This window comes from Mesorhizobium metallidurans STM 2683, from assembly GCF_000350085.1.
Lineage (GTDB): Bacteria > Pseudomonadota > Alphaproteobacteria > Rhizobiales > Rhizobiaceae > Mesorhizobium > Mesorhizobium metallidurans.
In genome coordinates this window covers 1-17,113 of record NZ_CAUM01000074.1, presented here as the reverse complement: position 1 = coordinate 17,113, position 17,113 = coordinate 1, and the positions used below count along the sequence as shown (strand labels likewise).

The window sequence follows — 17,113 nt, the reverse complement described above, 5'->3', positions numbered from 1 at the left end:
GCCTATCCCCGACGCAGCCTAAGTCTGAGTGACAACGTTTTCAGGTGATCGTAGATTGTGCCTAAGCGGACCTGACCTGCGTAGATGAGAAGATCGGAGAATGAGTATTCGGGCGTGCGCACGTGGGAAGTACGCATGGGGCCGGCAAAGGATAGACAATGACAGAGAAGTTACGTCTCGACATCCCAATTGTGCTTCCCGAGGTCAGCGATGCCGCAGATGCCTGTGTCGCGCGTCTAATATCGGATTTGCGTCCGCGCCAAGGCGTCGAAGACGTCCATGTCACGACCCGCGACGGAGAGCTGCCGCAGCTCTGCATTCACTATGATGCAGACATTCTGCCGTTGCCACGCATTCGCGACCTGGTCGACAGCGCCGGCGCCAGGATTGCAGAGCGCTTCGGTCACGCGGTGTGGCAACTCGACATTCCGCATCAAAGGCGGGCGCGCACGATCGCCGGGCGGCTGCGCACACTGCCGGGTGTCCTTGAAGCCGATGCCAGTGCTTCTGGAACCGTGCGCGTGGAGTTCGATCGATCGGTTACCACTGAAGCGTCGCTTCGAGAACAGCTCGACGGAATAAAGGTGGGCGCTGCGGCGAAAGCGCCGGTGGACGGCCACGCGGGCCATCGCCATCCTGAAGGCAAACACGACCACGGCGAAGGCGAGGCGGGACACGCCCATGAGGGCGGCATCCTGGGGGCCAATACGGAGCTGATCTTCTCGCTCGCGTGCGGTGCGCTCCTCGTCGGTGGCTATGTCGTCGAAAAGTTTCTGGCAGTCCCGGCCTGGCTGCCATTCGCCGCCTATCTCGGCGCCTATTTCTTCGGCGGCTTTTTTACGTTGCGCGAGGCGATCGACAACCTGCGCCTGAAGCGGTTCGAGATCGACACGCTGATGCTGGTGGCGGCGGCCGGCGCCGCCGCGCTCGGTGCATGGGCCGAAGGCGCGCTGCTGCTCTTCCTGTTCAGCCTCGGTCACGCCCTGGAACATTATGCCATGGGGCGGGCGAAGCGGGCGATCGAGGCGCTGGCGGAACTGGCGCCCCGGACGGCGCTGGTCCGGCGCAACGGCGAATTGCAGGAAGTGCCGGTCGAGGATCTGGCCGTCGGCGATGTCGTGGTGGTCAAGCCGGATGCCCGGCTTCCCGCGGATGGTTTCCTCGTGAAGGGCGAAAGCAGCGTCAACCAGGCGCCCGTGACGGGCGAAAGTATTCCGGTCGACAAGCGGCCGGTGACAGACGAAGCGGAGGCGCGGGCAAATCCGGACAAGCTCGATGCCGTCCACCGCGTGTTCGCCGGCACCATCAACGGCAGCGGCGCCATCGAGGTCGAGGTCACGCGGCGCTCGACCGATACGACGCTGGCCAAGGTCATTCGCATGGTCAGCGAGGCGGAGACGCAGAAATCGCCGACGCAGCGCTTTACCGATAAATTCGAACGCTTCTTCGTTCCCGCAGTGCTGGCTCTGGCGGTCCTGCTGCTGTTCGCGGGGGTGGTGATCGACGAACCCTTCCGCGACAGCTTCTATCGTGCCATGGCGGTCCTGGTCGCGGCCAGTCCCTGCGCCCTCGCGATTGCAACGCCTAGCGCGGTTCTCTCAGGCGTGGCGCGCGCGGCGCGCGGCGGGGTTCTGGTGAAGGGCGGCGGTCCGCTGGAGAATCTGGGTTCGCTCTCGGCGATCGCCTTCGACAAGACCGGAACGCTCACCGCCGGAAGACCCCAGGTCACCGACGTGGTGCCTGCGCCCGGCGTCACGGACGACGAATTGCTGGCGGTGGCGGTCGCGGTGGAAAGCCTGAGCGATCATCCGCTGGCGAAGGCCATCGCCCGCGACGGCCGCGAGCGGCTGGGCAAGCGGCCGTTGCCCGAGGCAAGCGATCTCGACAGTCTGACCGGGCGCGGCGTCGCGGCGCGCATCGCCGGCGAGGCGGTACTGATCGGCAAGGCCGAGATGTTCGGCACCGAGGGAATCGCGCCGCTTTCAGAAGCGATGCAGCAGGCGATAGCAACTTTGCGCGAGGGCGGTCGCACCACGATGGTCGTTCGGAAAGGAGATCGTGACCTTGGCGCTATCGGCCTGATGGATACGCCCCGCGAGGCCGCCAAGGCGGCGCTGGCCCGCCTTCACGCGCTGGGCATCAAGCGGATGATCATGATCTCGGGCGACCACCAGAAGGTCGCCGAAGCCGTGGCCGGTCAGGTCGGCCTCGACGAGGCCTGGGGCAACCTGATGCCGGAGGACAAGGTCGAGGCGATCAAGAAGCTGCGGGCTGAAGCCAAGGTCGCGATGGTCGGCGACGGCGTCAACGACGCGCCGGCGATGGCCAATGCGACCGTCGGCATCGCAATGGGCGCCGCCGGGTCGGATGTGGCGCTGGAGACCGCCGATGTCGCCCTGATGGCCGACGACCTCGCCCATCTGCCGTTCGCAGTGGGGCTTAGCCGCACGACCCGGTTGGTGATCCTGCAGAACGTCTTCGTCAGCCTGGGCGTGGTGGCGTTCCTTGTGCCGGCTACGATCATGGGTCTAGGCATCGGCTCCGCGGTCGCCATGCACGAGGGCTCGACGTTGCTCGTTGTCTTCAATGCGCTGAGGCTGCTTGCATATCGGGACAAGATGGTGTGACGGATGCGATCAGGTAGGAATATGGGCTGTCACCAAATCGAGTCCGCGTACTGGCCCGTATGCTCAAAACGACGCTCTCCGATCGGATGTCCTGCAATGGCTAGTGCCGCGCTCTCGGGAAACTGAAGGAGGAGAACTTTATGTCATGAGCTTTCGCGATATCGTTGTTGATGCGTGCCCAAAGAGCGACATACGTCGGACGCTTGAGCATGCACGCGAGATGGCTGTCGAGTTTGGCGCGAAGCTGACCGTTGTCTCTTACGCCTGGCCGCGAACGTCAATTGTGGGTGACGTTCTTGCTGGCAATGTGTTCACCGTCCAAGAGCAAACACGGGCATGGAAGATGCTCTGGGGACCACGCGCGGTCGTATGGTGCTCCGACTTGGCGACATGCCGCTTCCCCAACGTCGTGGCGGCGTGGAAGGACTGTTCGCACTGGTCGGACGGCCGGCAGTTCTCGGAAGCGCGGGAGGGGTGAACGGCTGGGCCATGCTTCTCTCGACACGCCGTGTAGCGCGCTTATGCGAGCGCGGCCACGGTCGGTTCCTCAATACTGGTGGTGGACGCCATCAATGAGCGCGCCGCCGCCTTCTATGAAGCAAATGGTTTCGTCGCCTGCCGGATTCACGTGGGTTGGTACTGCCGATGCACGCGATTTAGCGAACGGTGGAGCCATGACCGACAAAGCGCCTGCATCGCCTGACGTCACGCCTGGAACAGCGCTTGCCAAGGCAGCGCTCTATTTGCGCGTTTCGACGGGATGGCAGGCGGAGAGCAATCTGTCGATCGTGCGCGGCAAAAAAAACGCTCTAGACCGGCGAAAATTGTCTTCGCTGGAACGGGAAGGTTCCCTTGCGAGTTCATGTTGAGCACTTGGGCTCCGCCATGGTGGCAGGGCAATAGAAGAGAGGAAAGACCATGGGTCTCGGCACAATTCTGATCATCATTCTGATTCTTGCTTTGCTTGGCGGCTTCAGCGGTCTCGGCGGTGGCCCTTTTTACGGCACCGGCTACTATGGCGGCGGCGGCCTTGGTTTGGTTTTGCTTGTCGTCATCATTCTGGTTGTCCTCGGGCGCATCTAGGCAACTGCCAATGACCTTGGGATTGGCAAATCGCTTCGGAAATCGTCTTATCGGCAGTTGGCGGCGCCGAGGATAAAGACGTGAGGCCTTTCGCATTCGGCCGCTCCTGTCACGTCGCTTCACGCCCGTCGACTGACAGATTGCTGGCCGGTCTTCTTGCGGCGATGGTGTCGCATGGCGTCAGGGCCAAGTCGCGCGCGCTCACTCACAACATTAACCCTGGGGTGCTCTCCGACATGGGCAAGGGTGAGGAGTGGCCGGCCTCGAATGCAGCCCATCTGGCGAAACTGCTGAAAACCGAGATATATATCCAGGCGTTCGATCCCAATCAAGTCCAAGCCGACAGGATGGTTTCCATTTCCACCGTTTCCACCTGCTGCGCGAACCGCTGATGATAGACCGTCAGGAGCGCATCGTGGGTGGCGTCGGACGAGCTGCAGAGCGCGTCTGTCACCAAAACCACACGGTAGCCGAGGTCGATAGCCCCAAGCACGGTGGTGAGAACGCACACATCCGTCTCGCCACCGGTGATCACCAAGGTGTCGATCTCACGCTTGGTTAAAAAATTCGTAAGCTCGCCCTCGAACCAAGGCGAATAGATGTGCTTGTCGACAACGGCTGCGGGTGGGCAGTACCGTGCCAGGGAAGGCAACAGACCGACCATTTCGGGGCCAATCTCCTCCAGCGTCATTGATGCCCAACGTTGATAGTAGCGCCTCCAAGTACCGATGCCTTCGCCGGCTCTCCGTGCCGGCAGAAAGCGGGTAAAAACGGTTCGAGCGGCGCGTCGCTCGACAAGGTTTTCTATGCGCGGCAAGACACGGGTGATCCACGGCGTCGCCCACTGCGATGGTTCCGCAAACAGGCGCTGCATGTCCACGCAAATATGCATGCATTTGTTACCCAGCGGTCCATAGGCCAATCCCGGAGCCGACATTAGGACACCGGGACTCGTGAGATATTGCCTGCATGAATTTGTCGCCGTTGGACAATTCCGTTGCGCATGAGTCCAACCTTTTTTCGAGCATTCCTGGCAACAAACGCGAACCGCAACGCTTCGTTCCTGGATGTTTGGGAACGCCGACAATCGATGCACGTTATAGGACGCTCAGACGGCGATTCACGACTATCGGCCAGCAAGGCCGAATTCGAATTAATAAGTAGTGTCCGTGGGGCCGCTGGCGGCAATACATCAGCCGGTGCGGATCCTTCGGAGGTTTTTCAATCGGTGATGGGCCGGCCACTCCCATCAAAAAGGTTCCTAAGCACGGGAGAAACAGCTCATCGATCCCCGCCTTTGGATAGAATTCGTCGGAACGGTCATTTTAATGCAGATGCCGCCGGGGCCGGATAGCACGCTTGTGATGGCGCGTGGAATTGGACAGGGTCGCGGTGTTGCACTGTTCACGGTATTGGGAATGACCCTCGGCGCTGCGATGGTGCAACTTCCGCTCATCGCGTTGGGCGTGTCTTCTCTTGTAAGAGCTTCGCCGCTCGCATTCACGATGCTTCAATGGGCGGGAGCTGCCTATCTCGTTTGGATCGGAATGCGCCTGATTTCCTTGTTACCACAGACCTCCGGCCAGCAGGACCCACGCCCGGTCAAGCCACTTGCGGCAGCGCGCGAAGGCATGATCGCCAATCTTGTCAATCCGTGGCCTCTAACATTCATGATTGCTTTCTTGCCCCAGTTTGTTGACCCGCGTGGAAGCTCAGTCACCCTACAAATGTTGATGCTGGGCGCAACTCAGAAAATGACGGGTGTTTTGGTGTTGGGAGCCTATGCCCTGGCTTCAGGCACAGTCGGATCCTGGATCATGATGCATCCACGCGTGAGACTTTGGCAGCAACGGATGGCGGGCTGTTTTATTGTTGGCCTTGGGATCCAGATGGCGTTTGGCATCGGAATTAACCGTTAGACCAAGCGAGGCCACTCCATAGAATTGGACGCCGATGTCAGTTTGCTTTCTACCAATATGCCGCATCGCTCATCTCAGATTCTTGCGGAGGAAGACACGAGCGTGTTCATCAATTCCGAACGGAACCTGACCGAATTCCACATACCCCTGCCGAATGTAGAACTCAGGAGCGTGGAAACCGCTCGTTTCCACAACGGCTCGACTGCAGCCACGTCTCATCGCCTCCTTCTCAACGGCCATGAGCAGCTGCGTGCCATGTGATTTTCCCACGCAATCCGGTGGCAGAAAAAACATGTCAAGGAGCAGGAGCCCAAGTTCGGTTCGGCCCCAAAGTGCCTTGCGGTTGCCCCGAGGCGTCGCGAAGTTCTGCACGATCGGATGCCGATCATCGGTGCCGGGCCCCCTATATTACATCTATAAAGCGCGTGCCGGCTGTCTTCTTTGCTTTGTCACGTGGCCTAGCTCGCCCAAGTAATCCACATTTAGAAATGCCATAATAGTCTCCGACCGGAAGCGCCTTTGCTGTTTTGGCATGGGTGCCTCTGTAAGGTCTGTTGTGGGACAGCGCCAACCGACCTATCGTAGATCGTCGCCAATCGCATCGAGAGGATTATGCGGGAATTGCAGATCCTCGCTTTGCCTCGTCTATGACGCCTCGCCTCACGAAATCGCTCTCCATGTCGGCAGCTTTGACGAACCGGCCGAACTTGCGCAATACAATTATGGCTCGGGACCGCGCCTCGGTGGGTCTGCTGCGGGATGGATTTGCCGCACCGCGACACGGAAGAAAAATGGTGAGCTCCGGTAGCGGTGGCGTAGCGCTTCCGCTGCTCTTTAGCCTTAGTGTCCTACTCGGTGACATGCGGGGTATGACGCTTGTCCTCGGTCGGGTCCACCTCAATCCGCGCCTTGGTCGGATCGAACGTGCCGTGACGGGCGATGGCCAAAGCCGGCGCTTCCGGTGTTTCATAAGTCCACATGAAATCGTCGGCCGATCCGCCCACCGCATGGACACGCCAGTAGCCGGCGGTGCCAAATGGCGAGCTTGTCGTGGTGTTCGTTTTCTAGAAAAGATCGAAATAGATGTCCTCGAACGGAATGTAGAAAACAGGGTCTCGACCGTCTTCATAAACCAATTTCGCGTGTTCGCTCGACGCGACCACGGCGTCCGAGAACCTGACCGTCACAACGCCAGCAAAGGGTACGATCTTGAGACCTGCGCGCTGGCGTATTGAGCTTTCGACTGAGGGCTGCATTCTGGCTCTCCCTTGAATATACCTTCTTGCAAACGTCGCGCAGCCGCCACGGTTCCGATCACGGGTTTCGGTTGCCCCAGGGCGGAGTCGAGACAGGAACAATCTGGGATGCAAAGTCGTTCAGCGTGGGCAACTCGATATCCGGTTTCAAACTCGGCAAAGGGCATGCGATCCTGAAAACAATGGCCTCGTACTGACGATGCTGCTATTTTCCTGGTTTGCTCCATTGTCAGGCGCTGACTGGCTGGGTTCACGATTCCATAGCCAAACGCCGCACGGTATTGTATTCCTTGGCTCGGGTCCTTTCCTTTTGTGGTCTTTGAAAATTAGAACAGCGAATTCCTGGAAAAATGAACCTTGCAGAATCGAAGGATCCGGAGAAGCCTTCCCCGCAAGATCGCGATCCAGCACTGGACAAAGATCGTCGCGATGCGCCCTGCCACGTCCGTGCTGGTGGGTGGGCGAGCGCTGTATTCGCGTTCGCTGGGTCTGGCACTATTGGCTCTCTTGGTCGCCCGCGAACTTCCTCGCCGCCTCAAATCACATACTATGGTGCATCGTATGGGCTTGGCTTCCCATTTTCCATTACCGGTAGGGTTCCACTGCCACGTGCCGCGATCTCGAACTTGTTTCACCGGCGAGCGATCCCCGAGGCGATGTGTGACTCCGGCGATGGGAAGCGCCTTTGCCGTTGGCATGGATGCATTTAGCCGCTGAGCAAGACCATCGTCCCGAGCCGTATTAGAGCGGCTCATCGTTTCACGGAAACGCAGAACCGCTCTATCTGTTGGTTTTGGCCGGATTTATGCGATGCCAGGTGATTCCACCTGGCTGCAAAATGCTCTAGGCCGCAGCGCTGAGTAGGTGAGCAGAGGTCTTACCTCTGCCAGGCGAATACGCGCGGAACTTTGAAGTCACCCGGTGGTTTAAGACAGCGACCGCGAAAGCCCAGCTTACAGCAACAGGTGTGGTTGGCCCAAGCACTGCCATGAATGAATAGCTTGGACTTGCGAACCACCAGTAGTCAGGGAGCTAAAAATGCTCGATCTTCCTCGTGCCCGCGATCGGATGGTCAAGGTTCATATCAGACGGCGAGGCATCCACGACCGTGAGATCCTGCAGGCGATGCGCGAAGTTCCGCGCGAGGCTTTCGTCGATCCTGGCTTTGAGGAATTCGCTTATGAGGACGCGCCGCTACCAATCGCCGACGGCCAGACCATATCGCAACCCTACATCGTCGCGTTCATGATCGAGATGGCGGATGTCAAACCGGGTGACCACGTGCTGGAAGTCGGCACCGGCTCCGGTTACGCGGCTGCCGTGATGAGCCGGATCGTTGAGCAGGTCTACACGATCGAGCGTCATCCAGGATTGGCCGAAACGGCCAAGCGGAGATTTGAAAAACTTGGCTATGAGAACATCGAGGTCCGGGCGGGCGACGGCACCAAGGGTTGGCCCGAGGCGGCCCCCTTCGATGCCATCGTGGTGACGGCCAGCGGCCCGGGCGCGCCGCTTGCGCTTCAGGAACAACTGGATGTCGCCGGCAGACTTGTCATTCCGGTTGGGGACGATCCGGAGTTGCAGCGTCTGCTCAAGGTCACCCGAACGGGGGCTGCAACCTACAGTGAGGAGGATTTCGGCGGCGTGCGGTTCGTCCCCCTCATCGGCGAGCAAGGCTGGCCCGAAAACGGCAGGCCCGCCGAGGTCAATCGCCCGCTCCGACATCCGCATTCGCTCAGCCTGCCCGAGATGATCGCGACTGCGGCTGAGCCGCTTCCGGATTTCGACGATCCAGGCTTCGGCGAATTGTTCGATCGGTTCGCCGATCGGCGCGTTGTGCTGCTCGGCGAGGCAAGCCATGGCACGTCGGAGTTCTACAGGGCGCGCGCGGCTATCACCCGCAGGCTCGTCGAAGAATACGATTTCACCATTGTTGCGGTCGAGGCGGATTGGCCCGATGCCGCGGCGATCGACCGTTACGTTCGTCACCGCAAGCCACGAGCCGGGGTCATTGCTCCATTCCAGCGGTTTCCAACATGGATGTGGCGCAACACCGATGTCGCGGCCTTCACCGAGTGGATGCGCCATCACAATGAGAAGCTTCAGCCATCCGAGCGAGCCGGATTCTATGGCCTCGACATCTACAACATGAGCGGGTCCATAGAAGCGGTTCTCGACTATCTCGACCGCGTCGACCCGCAAGCCGCCAAGATTGCGCGCGAGCGCTATGGCTGCCTGACTCCCTGGCAAAACGAACCGTCGACCTATGGCCGTGCAGTGCTTACCGCTGGCTATCAAAAATGTGAGAAGGCGGCGCTACAGCAATGCCGGGACTTGCTCGCCAAACAGCTTGACTATGCACAACAGGACGGTGCGGACTTTCTCGACGCCAGCCAGAATGCCCGGCTGATTGCCGCCGCCGAACATTACTACCGGATCATGTACTATGGCGGCGCGGAGTCCTGGAACCTGCGCGACACGCACATGTTCCAAACGTTGGAGCACCTGCTGGATGCCGGCGGACCCAAATCCAGGGCGGTCGTCTGGGCGCACAATTCGCATATTGGTGATGCCCGCTATACGGAGATGGGCATCGTCAGGGACGAGTTGAACATCGGGCAGCTCTGCCGGGAGCGTTTCGGCGACCGGGCGGCGCTGATCGGAATGGGCACGCATTCCGGCACTGTAGCCGCTGCCACCGATTGGGATGGGAAAATGGAGGTGAAGCAAGTGCGGCCGTCCGACGCCGACAGCTACGAGCGGCTTTGCCACGAGTCTCGCGTGCCGCGCTTCCTGCTCGACCTCAACCGCAACGATGCGCTGCGCGAGCGGCTGCTGGAACGCAGACTGGAGCGCTTCATCGGCGTGATCTACCGGCCGGAAACCGAGCTGCGCAGCCACTATGCGGACGTGTCCCTGCCAAAGCAATTCGACGCGTTCCTATGGTTCGACAGAACCGCTGCGGTAACACCGCTTGGCCCAGAGCACGCAAGAACCGGTGTTCCCGACACCTATCCGTTCGGACTCTAGAGTCCCCAGCTGGGGGCTCACAGAGGATAGCGGACGGAAACAATTCATCCCGCTTGCGGTTCTGAACTGAGAACCATCGGTTCAAGGCGTCGTCTTACGAGCAGCACCCAAATGATTATGTCGATTACCTGCTGAATGTCGCGCGGCTCGATTCCGGCTTGCTTCAGTCCTGGCAGGTTGACCGCCGCTACGTTGTCGACATGCATGAGCTCGACTTGGTTGCGCCTGATCGGGGGTGTCGGGGATGAATTCAGCCACAGCTGCGACGGCATCCACACCGCAAATGGCATCGGCACCAGCATCGGGGGCATCCCCAGGCTTCGGGCGATTTCCCGGATCAGTTCGTTGCAACTCAGAACGCGGGGGCCGCAAAATTCGAAGGTTGAACCGCCATCTCGGTCGATACCAAAGAAGGAATTGATCGGCGACTTCAAGAAGGCCGGGAACATCGTCCCAAGGGCGATCCGGAAAGGTCCTGGTTCAATGATGCGTGATGCAGACCGATGAGCAAGGCCAAGCAAGGCACGGCGCAACAACCAACGTCCAGATCGACGATCAGGCCCAAGGTAAGGCTGGCCACCACCGAGCAGCAAACCCAGGGCAAGACCTTTACCCAGCCAGAGGACGAGACTTCGACCGGCTCGATTGACAATGTGACCGTTGAGCAGAAAACGAAAATCACCAAAATCATCAAGGAGACGAAGGTCGAACCGGTTTCGAGGGTCGATCTCGACATCTCAGTGGGGATCGAAGTCCCTTCCACAGAAGGCAGGTTGCATCGTCTGCCACCGCGTATCGTCAAGATCGTCCCGGCCTACGAATCGTACGAGTATTTTGTGTTGGCGGATGGCCGAATCGTCATCGTCGACCCGAATACATTCAAGATTGTGCCTATTCTGACCTAATTGGCCAACATTGTTCAGCCGGAGGGCTGGCGATGCTACGGCGAGCCGTCCACCGGCAGTTGTGGTGCAAGTAAGTGTCCGCTCTCCAAACCCTGGCTGGCATTCCGCCGCACCTTTCGGCACGGCGGAATGTCCTCCCCTCTCATTCAATGACTTTGATGATTTTGCGCGTGCCTGGATCGACGACAACGGTCCGGTTGTCGACCACTGTATAGCTGTATTTGGTCTCGGGAACTTCACGAAGCTCGACCGTATCGGGCAGCGTTGAGCCGATATTGAGCTCTACCCCAGGGACCTTCACAGATGCGAGCGGCTGCTTCTTCACATATTCCTTGATGACGGTCTCCTGCTCAGGTGCGATGACCACGTCCTGAGCTGCGGCTGCGCCGATACCGGCCAGCAGCAAGAACCCCGCTGCAATTGAAAGATGCATTCTCATAGGGTGCCTCCTTGTGCGAGTTATGCGCGCTGAACTCTTCGCGCCATGCCCACAACTTCAGGCGACCGCAAATGTTCCCTGGTGGGACTTCGGCTCATCAACATGCCCGCCCGCTTGGATTGTTTATGAGCTTGACTGCCGCCGCCAAGTTTCTTGGCTCTCCTCACAGTCCTCCAACCGCGGTCAGGCGCGTCCTGCGCAAGCAGAGAGCGAATATCCATGATGCGCAACGACGACGGCGGCTGCCGATGGCGGTCCTGGCCGACCGCGCCTTCACCTCGCGCTCGGCCTTGCAACGGGTCGCGGCCGGCGATACGAATGTCAGCATCGGCATCTATACTGGCGTTCTGCAGGCTCTCGGCTTACTCGATGGTCTGGGACAAGTCGCCGATATCGCCAATGACAGCGTCGGCCAGGCGGCGGCCACCGCCGACCTGCCCAAGCACATCCACCTCAAGCGATCGGCTCGGACGCTTCGCAATGGCTGACTTCGAAGTCCATATCGCTCCAGGATCCCGACCGGTTCTCCCTGGAACTGGCTCGGCGCATTTGCGACTCCTGCCGGGCTGGCGACTTTCGGCTCCATCGGCGACTCCGCTCCCGACGCCTGGGGCGACGCCTCGTGCGGCGTCTCGAGCGGCGTCTGCCGGAACGCGAGAAACGTGCTGTTCGTACGCTTGCCGAGAGTGACTACCTTCTCGGCATCGCCGACCAGACAATCAGGTGAAAGCGGCGCTGGCGGCCGATCAGCCCGCCATCTCGGTCGATACCAAGAAGAAGGAACTGGTCGGCGACTTCAAGAACAACGGCCGGGAATATCGTCCCAAGGGCGATCCGGAAAAGGTCCGGGTGCATGACTTCAAGATCCCCGAGCTTGGCCGGGCGGCACCCTACGGGGTCTACGACATCGCCGACAATGCCAGTTGGGTCAGCGTCCGGGGCAATCGGGTGCAGGGTGATCGCATTTCAAAACAGGGCCAGGAGCTGAGCGAGGTAGGTGTCGTCCCAAGCGGCGCGCTTGAACTTACCGCGCAAGGAGCCTTTGGTGGGGTCTTTCTGCATGACGTTGATGGCCATGTGGCGCAAAACGGCGAGGTTGTTTGGACCGTTGCCCAATCGGCGCCTGTCCTGATCCTCGTTCATGACGATATCGAGGCGCCAGTGCAGACGGTTCTCGACGCCCCAGTGCGAGCGCACGACCTCATTGAAGCGTTTGGGGGATAAAGAGGCGCTGAGCAGATAATAGGCGGTCTCGGTCGTGGTCTTGTCGGTGGTTTGGTTGCAGACTGGCCCGCATTTGTTTCTCCTCATGGAGCCAGAAGCCTATTACACGCACATCTTCAGCCTGCTTAGCCTCTCGGCGCAAGGCTGCTTGACCTATGTTCCCTATGCCGTTTCAACGGTGAACCTTGTTGAAAAGCCCCACAAGGGGCCAGGCTGGATCACGCTCGACGGGAAGCCGGTCAACGTCTTCGGCCTCAGCCGAAGCCGGATGATCGGATACAGCCTTCTGACAGGGCCTGGCCCCCACCGGTTCGAGCTGGTGCCAACGGAGCCATATGCCGAGGGCGACGCCTCCCCCTGCTTCGGAGCCTTCCGCCGAAGACGCTGTTCGAGCGGCCTGCGCATGCCATCAAGGCAGCCAATCGCATCCGCTGGCCAAAACTGTTCGGCGAGAGCTTTGCCTTTCTGCAGATCGACGACCAGGATATTGCCGACCTGGTTGCAGCCCATCTGTCGGACCAAGACTCCTGGCTACGGGCGAGACTGCTGGAGGACCCGGACTTCGCTTCCAACATCCTCGCCGGGCTCGACAGGCTTGCCGCCGGCCCCTGAAATGGCTGGCTCGCGCGGGGGAACCGATTTCTTCTGGTTTTATGAGAATGGCAAACGTCTTCCGCTGCGCTTGATCGCTGGAGACCTCGTTCATCCGGCGACGGGGATGAAAGTGGCCCCCTTTACTCCTGCCGACGTCCTTGAACGGCTGGCAAACCGCAGCCTGATCCCCAATCTCTTGGTGATGTTTCTGGTTCTGTCGATCCTGCCGGGCGTCCGCGCCCTGGGAGGCAGCTATCAGCCGCTCTACTATCCCCTGATGCGCTTTGTCATCTGCCAAGCGCTCGAAGTCTCGGGGGTAGATCAGGATCTTGGGCAGGCTCTGGCAACTGACGACATACCGGGAGCTTGGGGACATCGGGTAGTGTGATGATGATCCCTTCGAACAATTCCTGGATGGCAGGACCGGCAGGCTAAGCGACCTCGTCGACCGCTTCGGCGAGCTTCCTTTCGCCAAGGCATGTGGCAGCATGGGCAGCATCGTGACGGACCCGTCATGGAAGGAGCCTCACCATCGGCTGCGGCAAGAATTGGTCGCACCGACCGATGCCGAATGGGCTTTTGCCTGATTGACGTTCGCCTCAGCATAGCGATTCAACAATCAGCGCTTATCAGGCCTGTTGTCGATGTGCTCGCTCGACAACACGGCCAAGGGCCACAAGGCGCTGATTCGCTCTTCCCGAATCCTAAAGCGAGCAATATCGGAGATCCAGGGCCCGTTAACGCGGCCGATCAGTCCCTATCTCACCCATGGCGAAAACCGGCTTTCCGATCGTGCAAAGTGCGCGGCGGTTTTGCGATAACCCGATCAGCAAATCGCTCCCGCTCCTCTCAAATTTGCCTGGAACAAAACTTTCCAGAGGCGGTTTCCCCAATGAAGGGACAGACGTTTCGAGGAGATTATCTCATGAAAAAAGTTCTGATCACCAGTATGCTGGCCCTTGGGGTTGGCTGTGGAGCAGCGCTCGCCCAGACGCAAGAGCCCGCCGAAAGCCAGTCGGGCGCCGGCAGCAATTGTGCGGCGGGCGCGGCTGATTGTTCGCAGGGTTCGAAGATGGACAGCCAGGCCCAAGGTAAGGCCGGCACGACCGAGGAGCAGTCTCAGGGCAAGGCAAAGATGCAGACCGACGAGCAGGCCCAGGGTAAGGTTAACCCCACCGATCAACAAGCCCAAGGCAAGGCCAAGGTTCAGACCGATGAGCAGGCTCAGGGTAAGGCCGGCGCAACCACCGATCAACAGGCTCAAGGCAAAGCCAAGGTTCAGACTGATGAGCAGGCCCAGGGTAAGGCTGGCGCCACCACCGGGCAGCGAGGCAAGACCTCTGCTCAGCCAGAGGACCAGACTTCGACCGGCTCGATCGACAATGTGACCGTTGAGCAGAAAACGGAAATCACCAAAGTCATAAAGGAGACGAAGGTCGAACCGCTTTCCAGTGTCGATTTCGACATCTCCGTAGGGGCCGAGGTCCCTCGGCAGAAAGTCAGGTTGCATCGTCTGCCACCGCGTATCGTGAAGATCGTTCCCGCCTACGAATCTTACGAGTATTTTGTGTTGGCGGATGGCCGAATCGTCATCGTCGACCCGGATACATTCAAGATCGTGCTTATTTTGACCTAGTTGGAGTAACATCTTGGTCCGGCGGACTGGCCAAGCTACTGTGAGCTCTCACTACGGCGGCGTTGTGGCCATCACCCCCCCTAGCTGGCATTCCGCTGCACCTTTCGGCACGGCGGAATGTCCTCCCCTCATTCCATGACTTTGATGATTTTGCGCGTGCCTGGATCGACCACACGGCCCGGTTGTGGACCACTACGTTGCTGTATTTGCCACCCTGTGGTCCCCGAGCTACAAAGTCCCTACAGATCAACTTAGAACGAGAGCTTATAAGAGAAGGAAGTTCAGCCGCGAGTTCAAATTTGGGGCGGCAGATTGATCAAGGATCGAGGCGTTGCGGTGGCACAGGCTGCCCGCGACCTCGGTCTCACGAGAATGTGCTGCGCAAATGGGTGCGTGAGCTGTCGACCGATCCGCAGCATGCGTTTCCCGGTAATGGGCAGATGAAGCCGGAGCAGCAGGAGATCGACCGGCTGCGCAAGGAAGTGGCCAAGCTGAAGGCGGAGCGCGACATCCTGAAAAAGCCGCAGCCTACTTCGCGAGGGAAGCGATGTGAGGTTCGCTTTCATCGCGAGGCACCGGAATATCTGGCCGGTGGCATGGCTGTGCAGTGCGCTGGATGTGTCCCGCTCAGGCTTTCATGCCTGGCTTAACCGCAGCGCCAGCGCTCGCTCCCGGCATGACGAGATCCTCGTTTCCACGATCGACCGCAGCTTCAAGAGCAGCGACCGCACCTATGGATCTTCCAACCGAAGGATGCCTATCGGTCTGGCGTCGGATTGCGAGCCATGAGCAACGCTGGCAGGAGCCGACCCGCGCCTCAAGCGATAGGCCAGAACAGATCCTTCAATCGGCACGATCATGCTCGACCCCGCTGCCGGATTTGTCGATCTTGTATTCCTGTATAAGGCCGAGAATCTGACTTTTCACCGTGTCGCGGGCGTCGGGCTCAATGAAAGCCATAAGCTCTTCGACGGTATACAGGACAGTCTGCGGCAGATCCACAGCCGCATCGGTGAACTCGCTCCCGTGTTTATACATATTGTCGGTCAGCTTCTTGTCCAGGTCGGAAAGGATGCCCATCATCCATACTCCAGATAAGTACTCTCTGCTCTGTTTAATGGCCAGTCCGGCAGAGATGTTCCGCGAAGAACTTCGGCGCCCGACCGATGGAGTCTTCACGCCAGAGGCGATTGTTCAGACGACCGCGCCATGCCCTATGAGTCCTAAGACGGCCAGTGCTTCCCGGCCATCGCGCGCTCCGTTGGACGATCCCGTGGCTAATCGAAACGCCGGGCGGCCGCGTCAGGTGAGCAAGATGCCGTTGCCACCAACGTACGCCGGGATGCGTCCGCCAAGAAGCGGGTTGCGACCGTCTGTTATCTGTAACTCCTGTCTTTTAGGGCGCCTGCGAATCCTGCCGGCTCTTTCTGGTCCAGCGGCCGAAGCAATGGAGTCATCAATTGTTCCATCGCATCTAAAAAATGGCCGACTTCAGATTAGGCCGCCGGCAATCAGCTGCCAGGACTGGTGTTCTCAGCCCTTCTGATTGCGCTCGACGAATTTGTTGAAACGGCTGGCTTTTCCGTCACCGGTCTTGGCCTGATACAGAAAGGCCAGATCATTCTCATCGAATATCCGGAAGAACTCATCCCATTCGACAGGCTCGAATGCTTCCTCGGGCTCGCCGAAGTCGATCCGCAGGATGCCGCCCTCGCCTTTCGTGCGGACCACCGCCGGCCGGCCATCCCGCTCCTCGGCCCATTTGCGAATTTCGTCATGGTTAGTGGTCGTCTGAGACTGAGACATTGAGATCTCCTTAATCATCGGTTTCGCCGCATCCGGCGTCACGGGCTGTCAGGCGTCCTAACAGCACACGGGCAGCAATGTTCCAGCACTGCGAGCCAATCGCGACGTGCCTGTTTCCGAACAACCGGCCAAGGGAACTTTGTTGAAGCACAGGGAACAAACCTTTCGAATAGTTCGGGGCGCCGAGGTCACTTGTCTGAGGAGTCGTCGTGAAACGCATATTGGTTACAGGGGGTGTGGCTTCATCGGCCGCCACGTCGCACAAGAGCTCATCGAGCAGGAATATTCCGTTTGCATCCTCGATGCCCTTGTGGAGCAGGTGCATGCAGGCGAAGCGGTCACCCTTCCTGCCGGAGCCGAACTGATCAAGGGCGACGTCCGCGACCGCGACGCCGTCTCTAGGTGTGGAGCCTCAACAGGTTGTCCAGGGTTAGATCGAGGCGACTGATGGGTGTTTTGGACTTTAGGCTGCCGTGAGGTCGATGCCAATTGTATCTGTGCAGCCAGACAGGCAGTTCGGCGGCGCGGTGATCTGAAGTCGGATAGGCGATGGCATAGGCCCATTCGCGCAGTGCTGTCTGGATGAAGCGCTCG

General features: G+C 59.6%; 18 protein-coding genes and 5 pseudogenes. 14 read left to right on the top strand and 9 right to left on the bottom strand.

Annotation, left to right across the window (positions count from 1 at the left end; translation table 11 throughout):
• Nucleotides 1-158 precede the first annotated feature (158 nt).
• The 4 genes from MESS2_RS12785 (at nucleotide 159) to MESS2_RS30970 (ending at nucleotide 3,710) form a co-directional block, all read left to right on the top strand.
• Nucleotides 159-2,627: a heavy metal translocating P-type ATPase gene (locus tag MESS2_RS12785; RefSeq protein WP_008874686.1), complete on the top strand. Its 2,469-nt coding sequence runs from the start codon at nucleotides 159-161 to the stop codon at nucleotides 2,625-2,627.
• 145 nt (nucleotides 2,628-2,772) lie between these two features.
• A complete protein-coding gene (locus MESS2_RS32975; RefSeq protein ID WP_008874685.1) occupies nucleotides 2,773-3,105 on the top strand; it encodes a hypothetical protein in 333 nt (110 codons plus the stop codon).
• Between the two features lie 94 nt (nucleotides 3,106-3,199).
• Nucleotides 3,200-3,496 carry a hypothetical protein gene (locus tag MESS2_RS30975; protein WP_157357690.1) on the top strand — a complete coding sequence of 99 codons (297 nt, stop codon included), beginning with the start codon at nucleotides 3,200-3,202 and terminating at the stop codon, nucleotides 3,494-3,496.
• A gap of 49 nt (nucleotides 3,497-3,545) precedes the next feature.
• Nucleotides 3,546-3,710 (top strand): DUF3309 family protein, encoded by a 165-nt coding sequence (locus MESS2_RS30970; protein ID WP_006337089.1) that lies wholly within the window; start codon nucleotides 3,546-3,548, stop codon nucleotides 3,708-3,710.
• 328 nt (nucleotides 3,711-4,038) lie between these two features.
• Here the strand turns inward: MESS2_RS30970 and MESS2_RS12775 are convergent, their stop codons facing one another.
• Complete coding sequence (locus tag MESS2_RS12775; RefSeq protein ID WP_040592858.1) at nucleotides 4,039-4,647, bottom strand: cysteine hydrolase family protein; 609 nt, start codon at nucleotides 4,645-4,647, stop codon at nucleotides 4,039-4,041.
• A gap of 391 nt (nucleotides 4,648-5,038) precedes the next feature.
• Here MESS2_RS12775 and MESS2_RS12770 point away from each other — a divergent pair, with 391 nt between their 5' ends.
• Complete coding sequence (locus MESS2_RS12770) at nucleotides 5,039-5,629, top strand: LysE family translocator (protein ID WP_008874682.1); 591 nt, start codon at nucleotides 5,039-5,041, stop codon at nucleotides 5,627-5,629.
• Nucleotides 5,630-5,698: 69 nt separating this feature from the next.
• Here MESS2_RS12770 and MESS2_RS33945 read toward each other — a convergent pair whose 3' ends face one another.
• Both MESS2_RS33945 and MESS2_RS12760 read right to left on the bottom strand, forming a co-directional pair.
• Entirely contained in the window at nucleotides 5,699-5,869 is a 171-nt protein-coding gene (locus MESS2_RS33945) for a GNAT family N-acetyltransferase (protein ID WP_341872358.1), read from the bottom strand.
• A gap of 608 nt (nucleotides 5,870-6,477) precedes the next feature.
• Nucleotides 6,478-6,885 (bottom strand): annotated as a pseudogene (locus MESS2_RS12760) (DUF427 domain-containing protein).
• Between the two features lie 1,038 nt (nucleotides 6,886-7,923).
• On the opposite strand from MESS2_RS12760, the gene MESS2_RS12755 reads away from it, so the two are divergent.
• Nucleotides 7,924-9,915, top strand: a complete 1,992-nt coding sequence (locus tag MESS2_RS12755) for a protein-L-isoaspartate(D-aspartate) O-methyltransferase (RefSeq protein ID WP_008874677.1) — start codon at nucleotides 7,924-7,926, stop codon at nucleotides 9,913-9,915.
• Between the two features lie 44 nt (nucleotides 9,916-9,959).
• Here the strand turns inward: MESS2_RS12755 and MESS2_RS32270 are convergent, their stop codons facing one another.
• Nucleotides 9,960-10,364: a Rossmann-fold NAD(P)-binding domain-containing protein gene (locus MESS2_RS32270; RefSeq protein ID WP_040592853.1), complete on the bottom strand. Its 405-nt coding sequence runs from the start codon at nucleotides 10,362-10,364 to the stop codon at nucleotides 9,960-9,962.
• Nucleotides 10,365-10,418: 54 nt separating this feature from the next.
• Here MESS2_RS32270 and MESS2_RS12745 point away from each other — a divergent pair, with 54 nt between their 5' ends.
• On the top strand, nucleotides 10,419-10,820 hold the full coding sequence (locus MESS2_RS12745; protein WP_008874676.1) for a DUF1236 domain-containing protein: 402 nt from the start codon (nucleotides 10,419-10,421) through the stop codon (nucleotides 10,818-10,820).
• A gap of 142 nt (nucleotides 10,821-10,962) precedes the next feature.
• On the opposite strand, the gene MESS2_RS12740 is transcribed toward MESS2_RS12745, so the two are convergent.
• A complete protein-coding gene (locus tag MESS2_RS12740; RefSeq protein ID WP_008874675.1) occupies nucleotides 10,963-11,259 on the bottom strand; it encodes a DUF1236 domain-containing protein in 297 nt (98 codons plus the stop codon).
• A 125-nt stretch (nucleotides 11,260-11,384) separates the two neighbouring features.
• On the opposite strand from MESS2_RS12740, the gene MESS2_RS12735 reads away from it, so the two are divergent.
• The 3 genes and pseudogenes from MESS2_RS12735 to MESS2_RS30955 all read left to right on the top strand — a co-directional run.
• Entirely contained in the window at nucleotides 11,385-11,747 is a 363-nt protein-coding gene (locus MESS2_RS12735) for a hypothetical protein (protein WP_040592852.1), read from the top strand.
• 17 nt (nucleotides 11,748-11,764) lie between these two features.
• Nucleotides 11,765-11,977, top strand: a pseudogene (locus tag MESS2_RS33340) (type II toxin-antitoxin system HipA family toxin); the annotation flags it as partial.
• A gap of 2 nt (nucleotides 11,978-11,979) precedes the next feature.
• Nucleotides 11,980-12,195, top strand: a pseudogene (locus tag MESS2_RS30955) (ISAzo13-like element transposase-related protein); the annotation flags it as partial.
• A 30-nt stretch (nucleotides 12,196-12,225) separates the two neighbouring features.
• On the opposite strand, the pseudogene MESS2_RS32260 reads toward MESS2_RS30955, so the two are convergent.
• Nucleotides 12,226-12,537 (bottom strand): annotated as a pseudogene (locus tag MESS2_RS32260) (ISAs1 family transposase); the annotation flags it as partial.
• Nucleotides 12,538-13,096: 559 nt separating this feature from the next.
• On the opposite strand from MESS2_RS32260, the gene MESS2_RS30205 reads away from it, so the two are divergent.
• The 3 genes and pseudogenes from MESS2_RS30205 to MESS2_RS30950 all read left to right on the top strand — a co-directional run.
• A complete protein-coding gene (locus MESS2_RS30205; protein ID WP_008874671.1) occupies nucleotides 13,097-13,465 on the top strand; it encodes a hypothetical protein in 369 nt (122 codons plus the stop codon).
• Nucleotides 13,466-14,002: 537 nt separating this feature from the next.
• Nucleotides 14,003-14,713 carry a DUF1236 domain-containing protein gene (locus MESS2_RS12720; protein ID WP_008874669.1) on the top strand — a complete coding sequence of 237 codons (711 nt, stop codon included), beginning with the start codon at nucleotides 14,003-14,005 and terminating at the stop codon, nucleotides 14,711-14,713.
• A gap of 214 nt (nucleotides 14,714-14,927) precedes the next feature.
• Nucleotides 14,928-15,454: pseudogene (locus MESS2_RS30950) on the top strand (transposase); the annotation flags it as partial.
• 102 nt (nucleotides 15,455-15,556) lie between these two features.
• Here MESS2_RS30950 and MESS2_RS12705 read toward each other — a convergent pair.
• Nucleotides 15,557-15,796, bottom strand: a complete 240-nt coding sequence (locus MESS2_RS12705; protein ID WP_008874666.1) for a hypothetical protein — start codon at nucleotides 15,794-15,796, stop codon at nucleotides 15,557-15,559.
• A gap of 450 nt (nucleotides 15,797-16,246) precedes the next feature.
• A complete protein-coding gene (locus MESS2_RS12700) occupies nucleotides 16,247-16,519 on the bottom strand; it encodes a hypothetical protein (protein ID WP_040592850.1) in 273 nt (90 codons plus the stop codon).
• A gap of 106 nt (nucleotides 16,520-16,625) precedes the next feature.
• Between MESS2_RS12700 and MESS2_RS33335 the strand changes: the two genes are divergently transcribed.
• The gene (locus MESS2_RS33335; RefSeq protein WP_244439962.1) at nucleotides 16,626-16,967 is read left to right on the top strand and encodes an NAD-dependent epimerase/dehydratase family protein; all 342 of its coding nucleotides are present in this window, start codon (nucleotides 16,626-16,628) and stop codon (nucleotides 16,965-16,967) included.
• Here the strand turns inward: MESS2_RS33335 and MESS2_RS12690 are convergent.
• Nucleotides 16,918-17,113: integrase core domain-containing protein (locus MESS2_RS12690; RefSeq protein ID WP_040592846.1), on the bottom strand; the 196-nt coding region annotated here is incomplete at its 5' end. The two genes, MESS2_RS33335 and MESS2_RS12690, sit on opposite strands and share 50 nt — an antisense overlap.

Bases quoted from the DNA above. Each gene is read 5' to 3' on its own strand.
- MESS2_RS12785 (WP_008874686.1), top strand. From the start codon at position 159: ATGACAGAGAAGTTACGTCTCGACATCCCAATTGTGCTTCCCGAGGTC.
- MESS2_RS12770 (WP_008874682.1), top strand. From the start codon at position 5,039: ATGCAGATGCCGCCGGGGCCGGATAGCACGCTTGTGATGGCGCGTGGA.
- MESS2_RS30205 (WP_008874671.1), top strand. From the start codon at position 13,097: ATGGCTGGCTCGCGCGGGGGAACCGATTTCTTCTGGTTTTATGAGAAT.
- MESS2_RS30975 (WP_157357690.1), top strand. From the start codon at position 3,200: ATGAGCGCGCCGCCGCCTTCTATGAAGCAAATGGTTTCGTCGCCTGCC.
- MESS2_RS32270 (WP_040592853.1), bottom strand. From the start codon at position 10,364: ATGTTCCCGGCCTTCTTGAAGTCGCCGATCAATTCCTTCTTTGGTATC.
- MESS2_RS33945 (WP_341872358.1), bottom strand. From the start codon at position 5,869: ATGGCCGTTGAGAAGGAGGCGATGAGACGTGGCTGCAGTCGAGCCGTT.
- MESS2_RS12745 (WP_008874676.1), top strand. From the start codon at position 10,419: ATGAGCAAGGCCAAGCAAGGCACGGCGCAACAACCAACGTCCAGATCG.
- MESS2_RS12705 (WP_008874666.1), bottom strand. From the start codon at position 15,796: ATGATGGGCATCCTTTCCGACCTGGACAAGAAGCTGACCGACAATATG.
- MESS2_RS32975 (WP_008874685.1), top strand. From the start codon at position 2,773: ATGAGCTTTCGCGATATCGTTGTTGATGCGTGCCCAAAGAGCGACATA.
- MESS2_RS12720 (WP_008874669.1), top strand. From the start codon at position 14,003: ATGAAAAAAGTTCTGATCACCAGTATGCTGGCCCTTGGGGTTGGCTGT.
- MESS2_RS12735 (WP_040592852.1), top strand. From the start codon at position 11,385: ATGAGCTTGACTGCCGCCGCCAAGTTTCTTGGCTCTCCTCACAGTCCT.
- MESS2_RS12700 (WP_040592850.1), bottom strand. From the start codon at position 16,519: ATGTCTCAGTCTCAGACGACCACTAACCATGACGAAATTCGCAAATGG.
- MESS2_RS12755 (WP_008874677.1), top strand. From the start codon at position 7,924: ATGCTCGATCTTCCTCGTGCCCGCGATCGGATGGTCAAGGTTCATATC.
- MESS2_RS12775 (WP_040592858.1), bottom strand. From the start codon at position 4,647: ATGTCGGCTCCGGGATTGGCCTATGGACCGCTGGGTAACAAATGCATG.
- MESS2_RS12740 (WP_008874675.1), bottom strand. From the start codon at position 11,259: ATGAGAATGCATCTTTCAATTGCAGCGGGGTTCTTGCTGCTGGCCGGT.
- MESS2_RS30970 (WP_006337089.1), top strand. From the start codon at position 3,546: ATGGGTCTCGGCACAATTCTGATCATCATTCTGATTCTTGCTTTGCTT.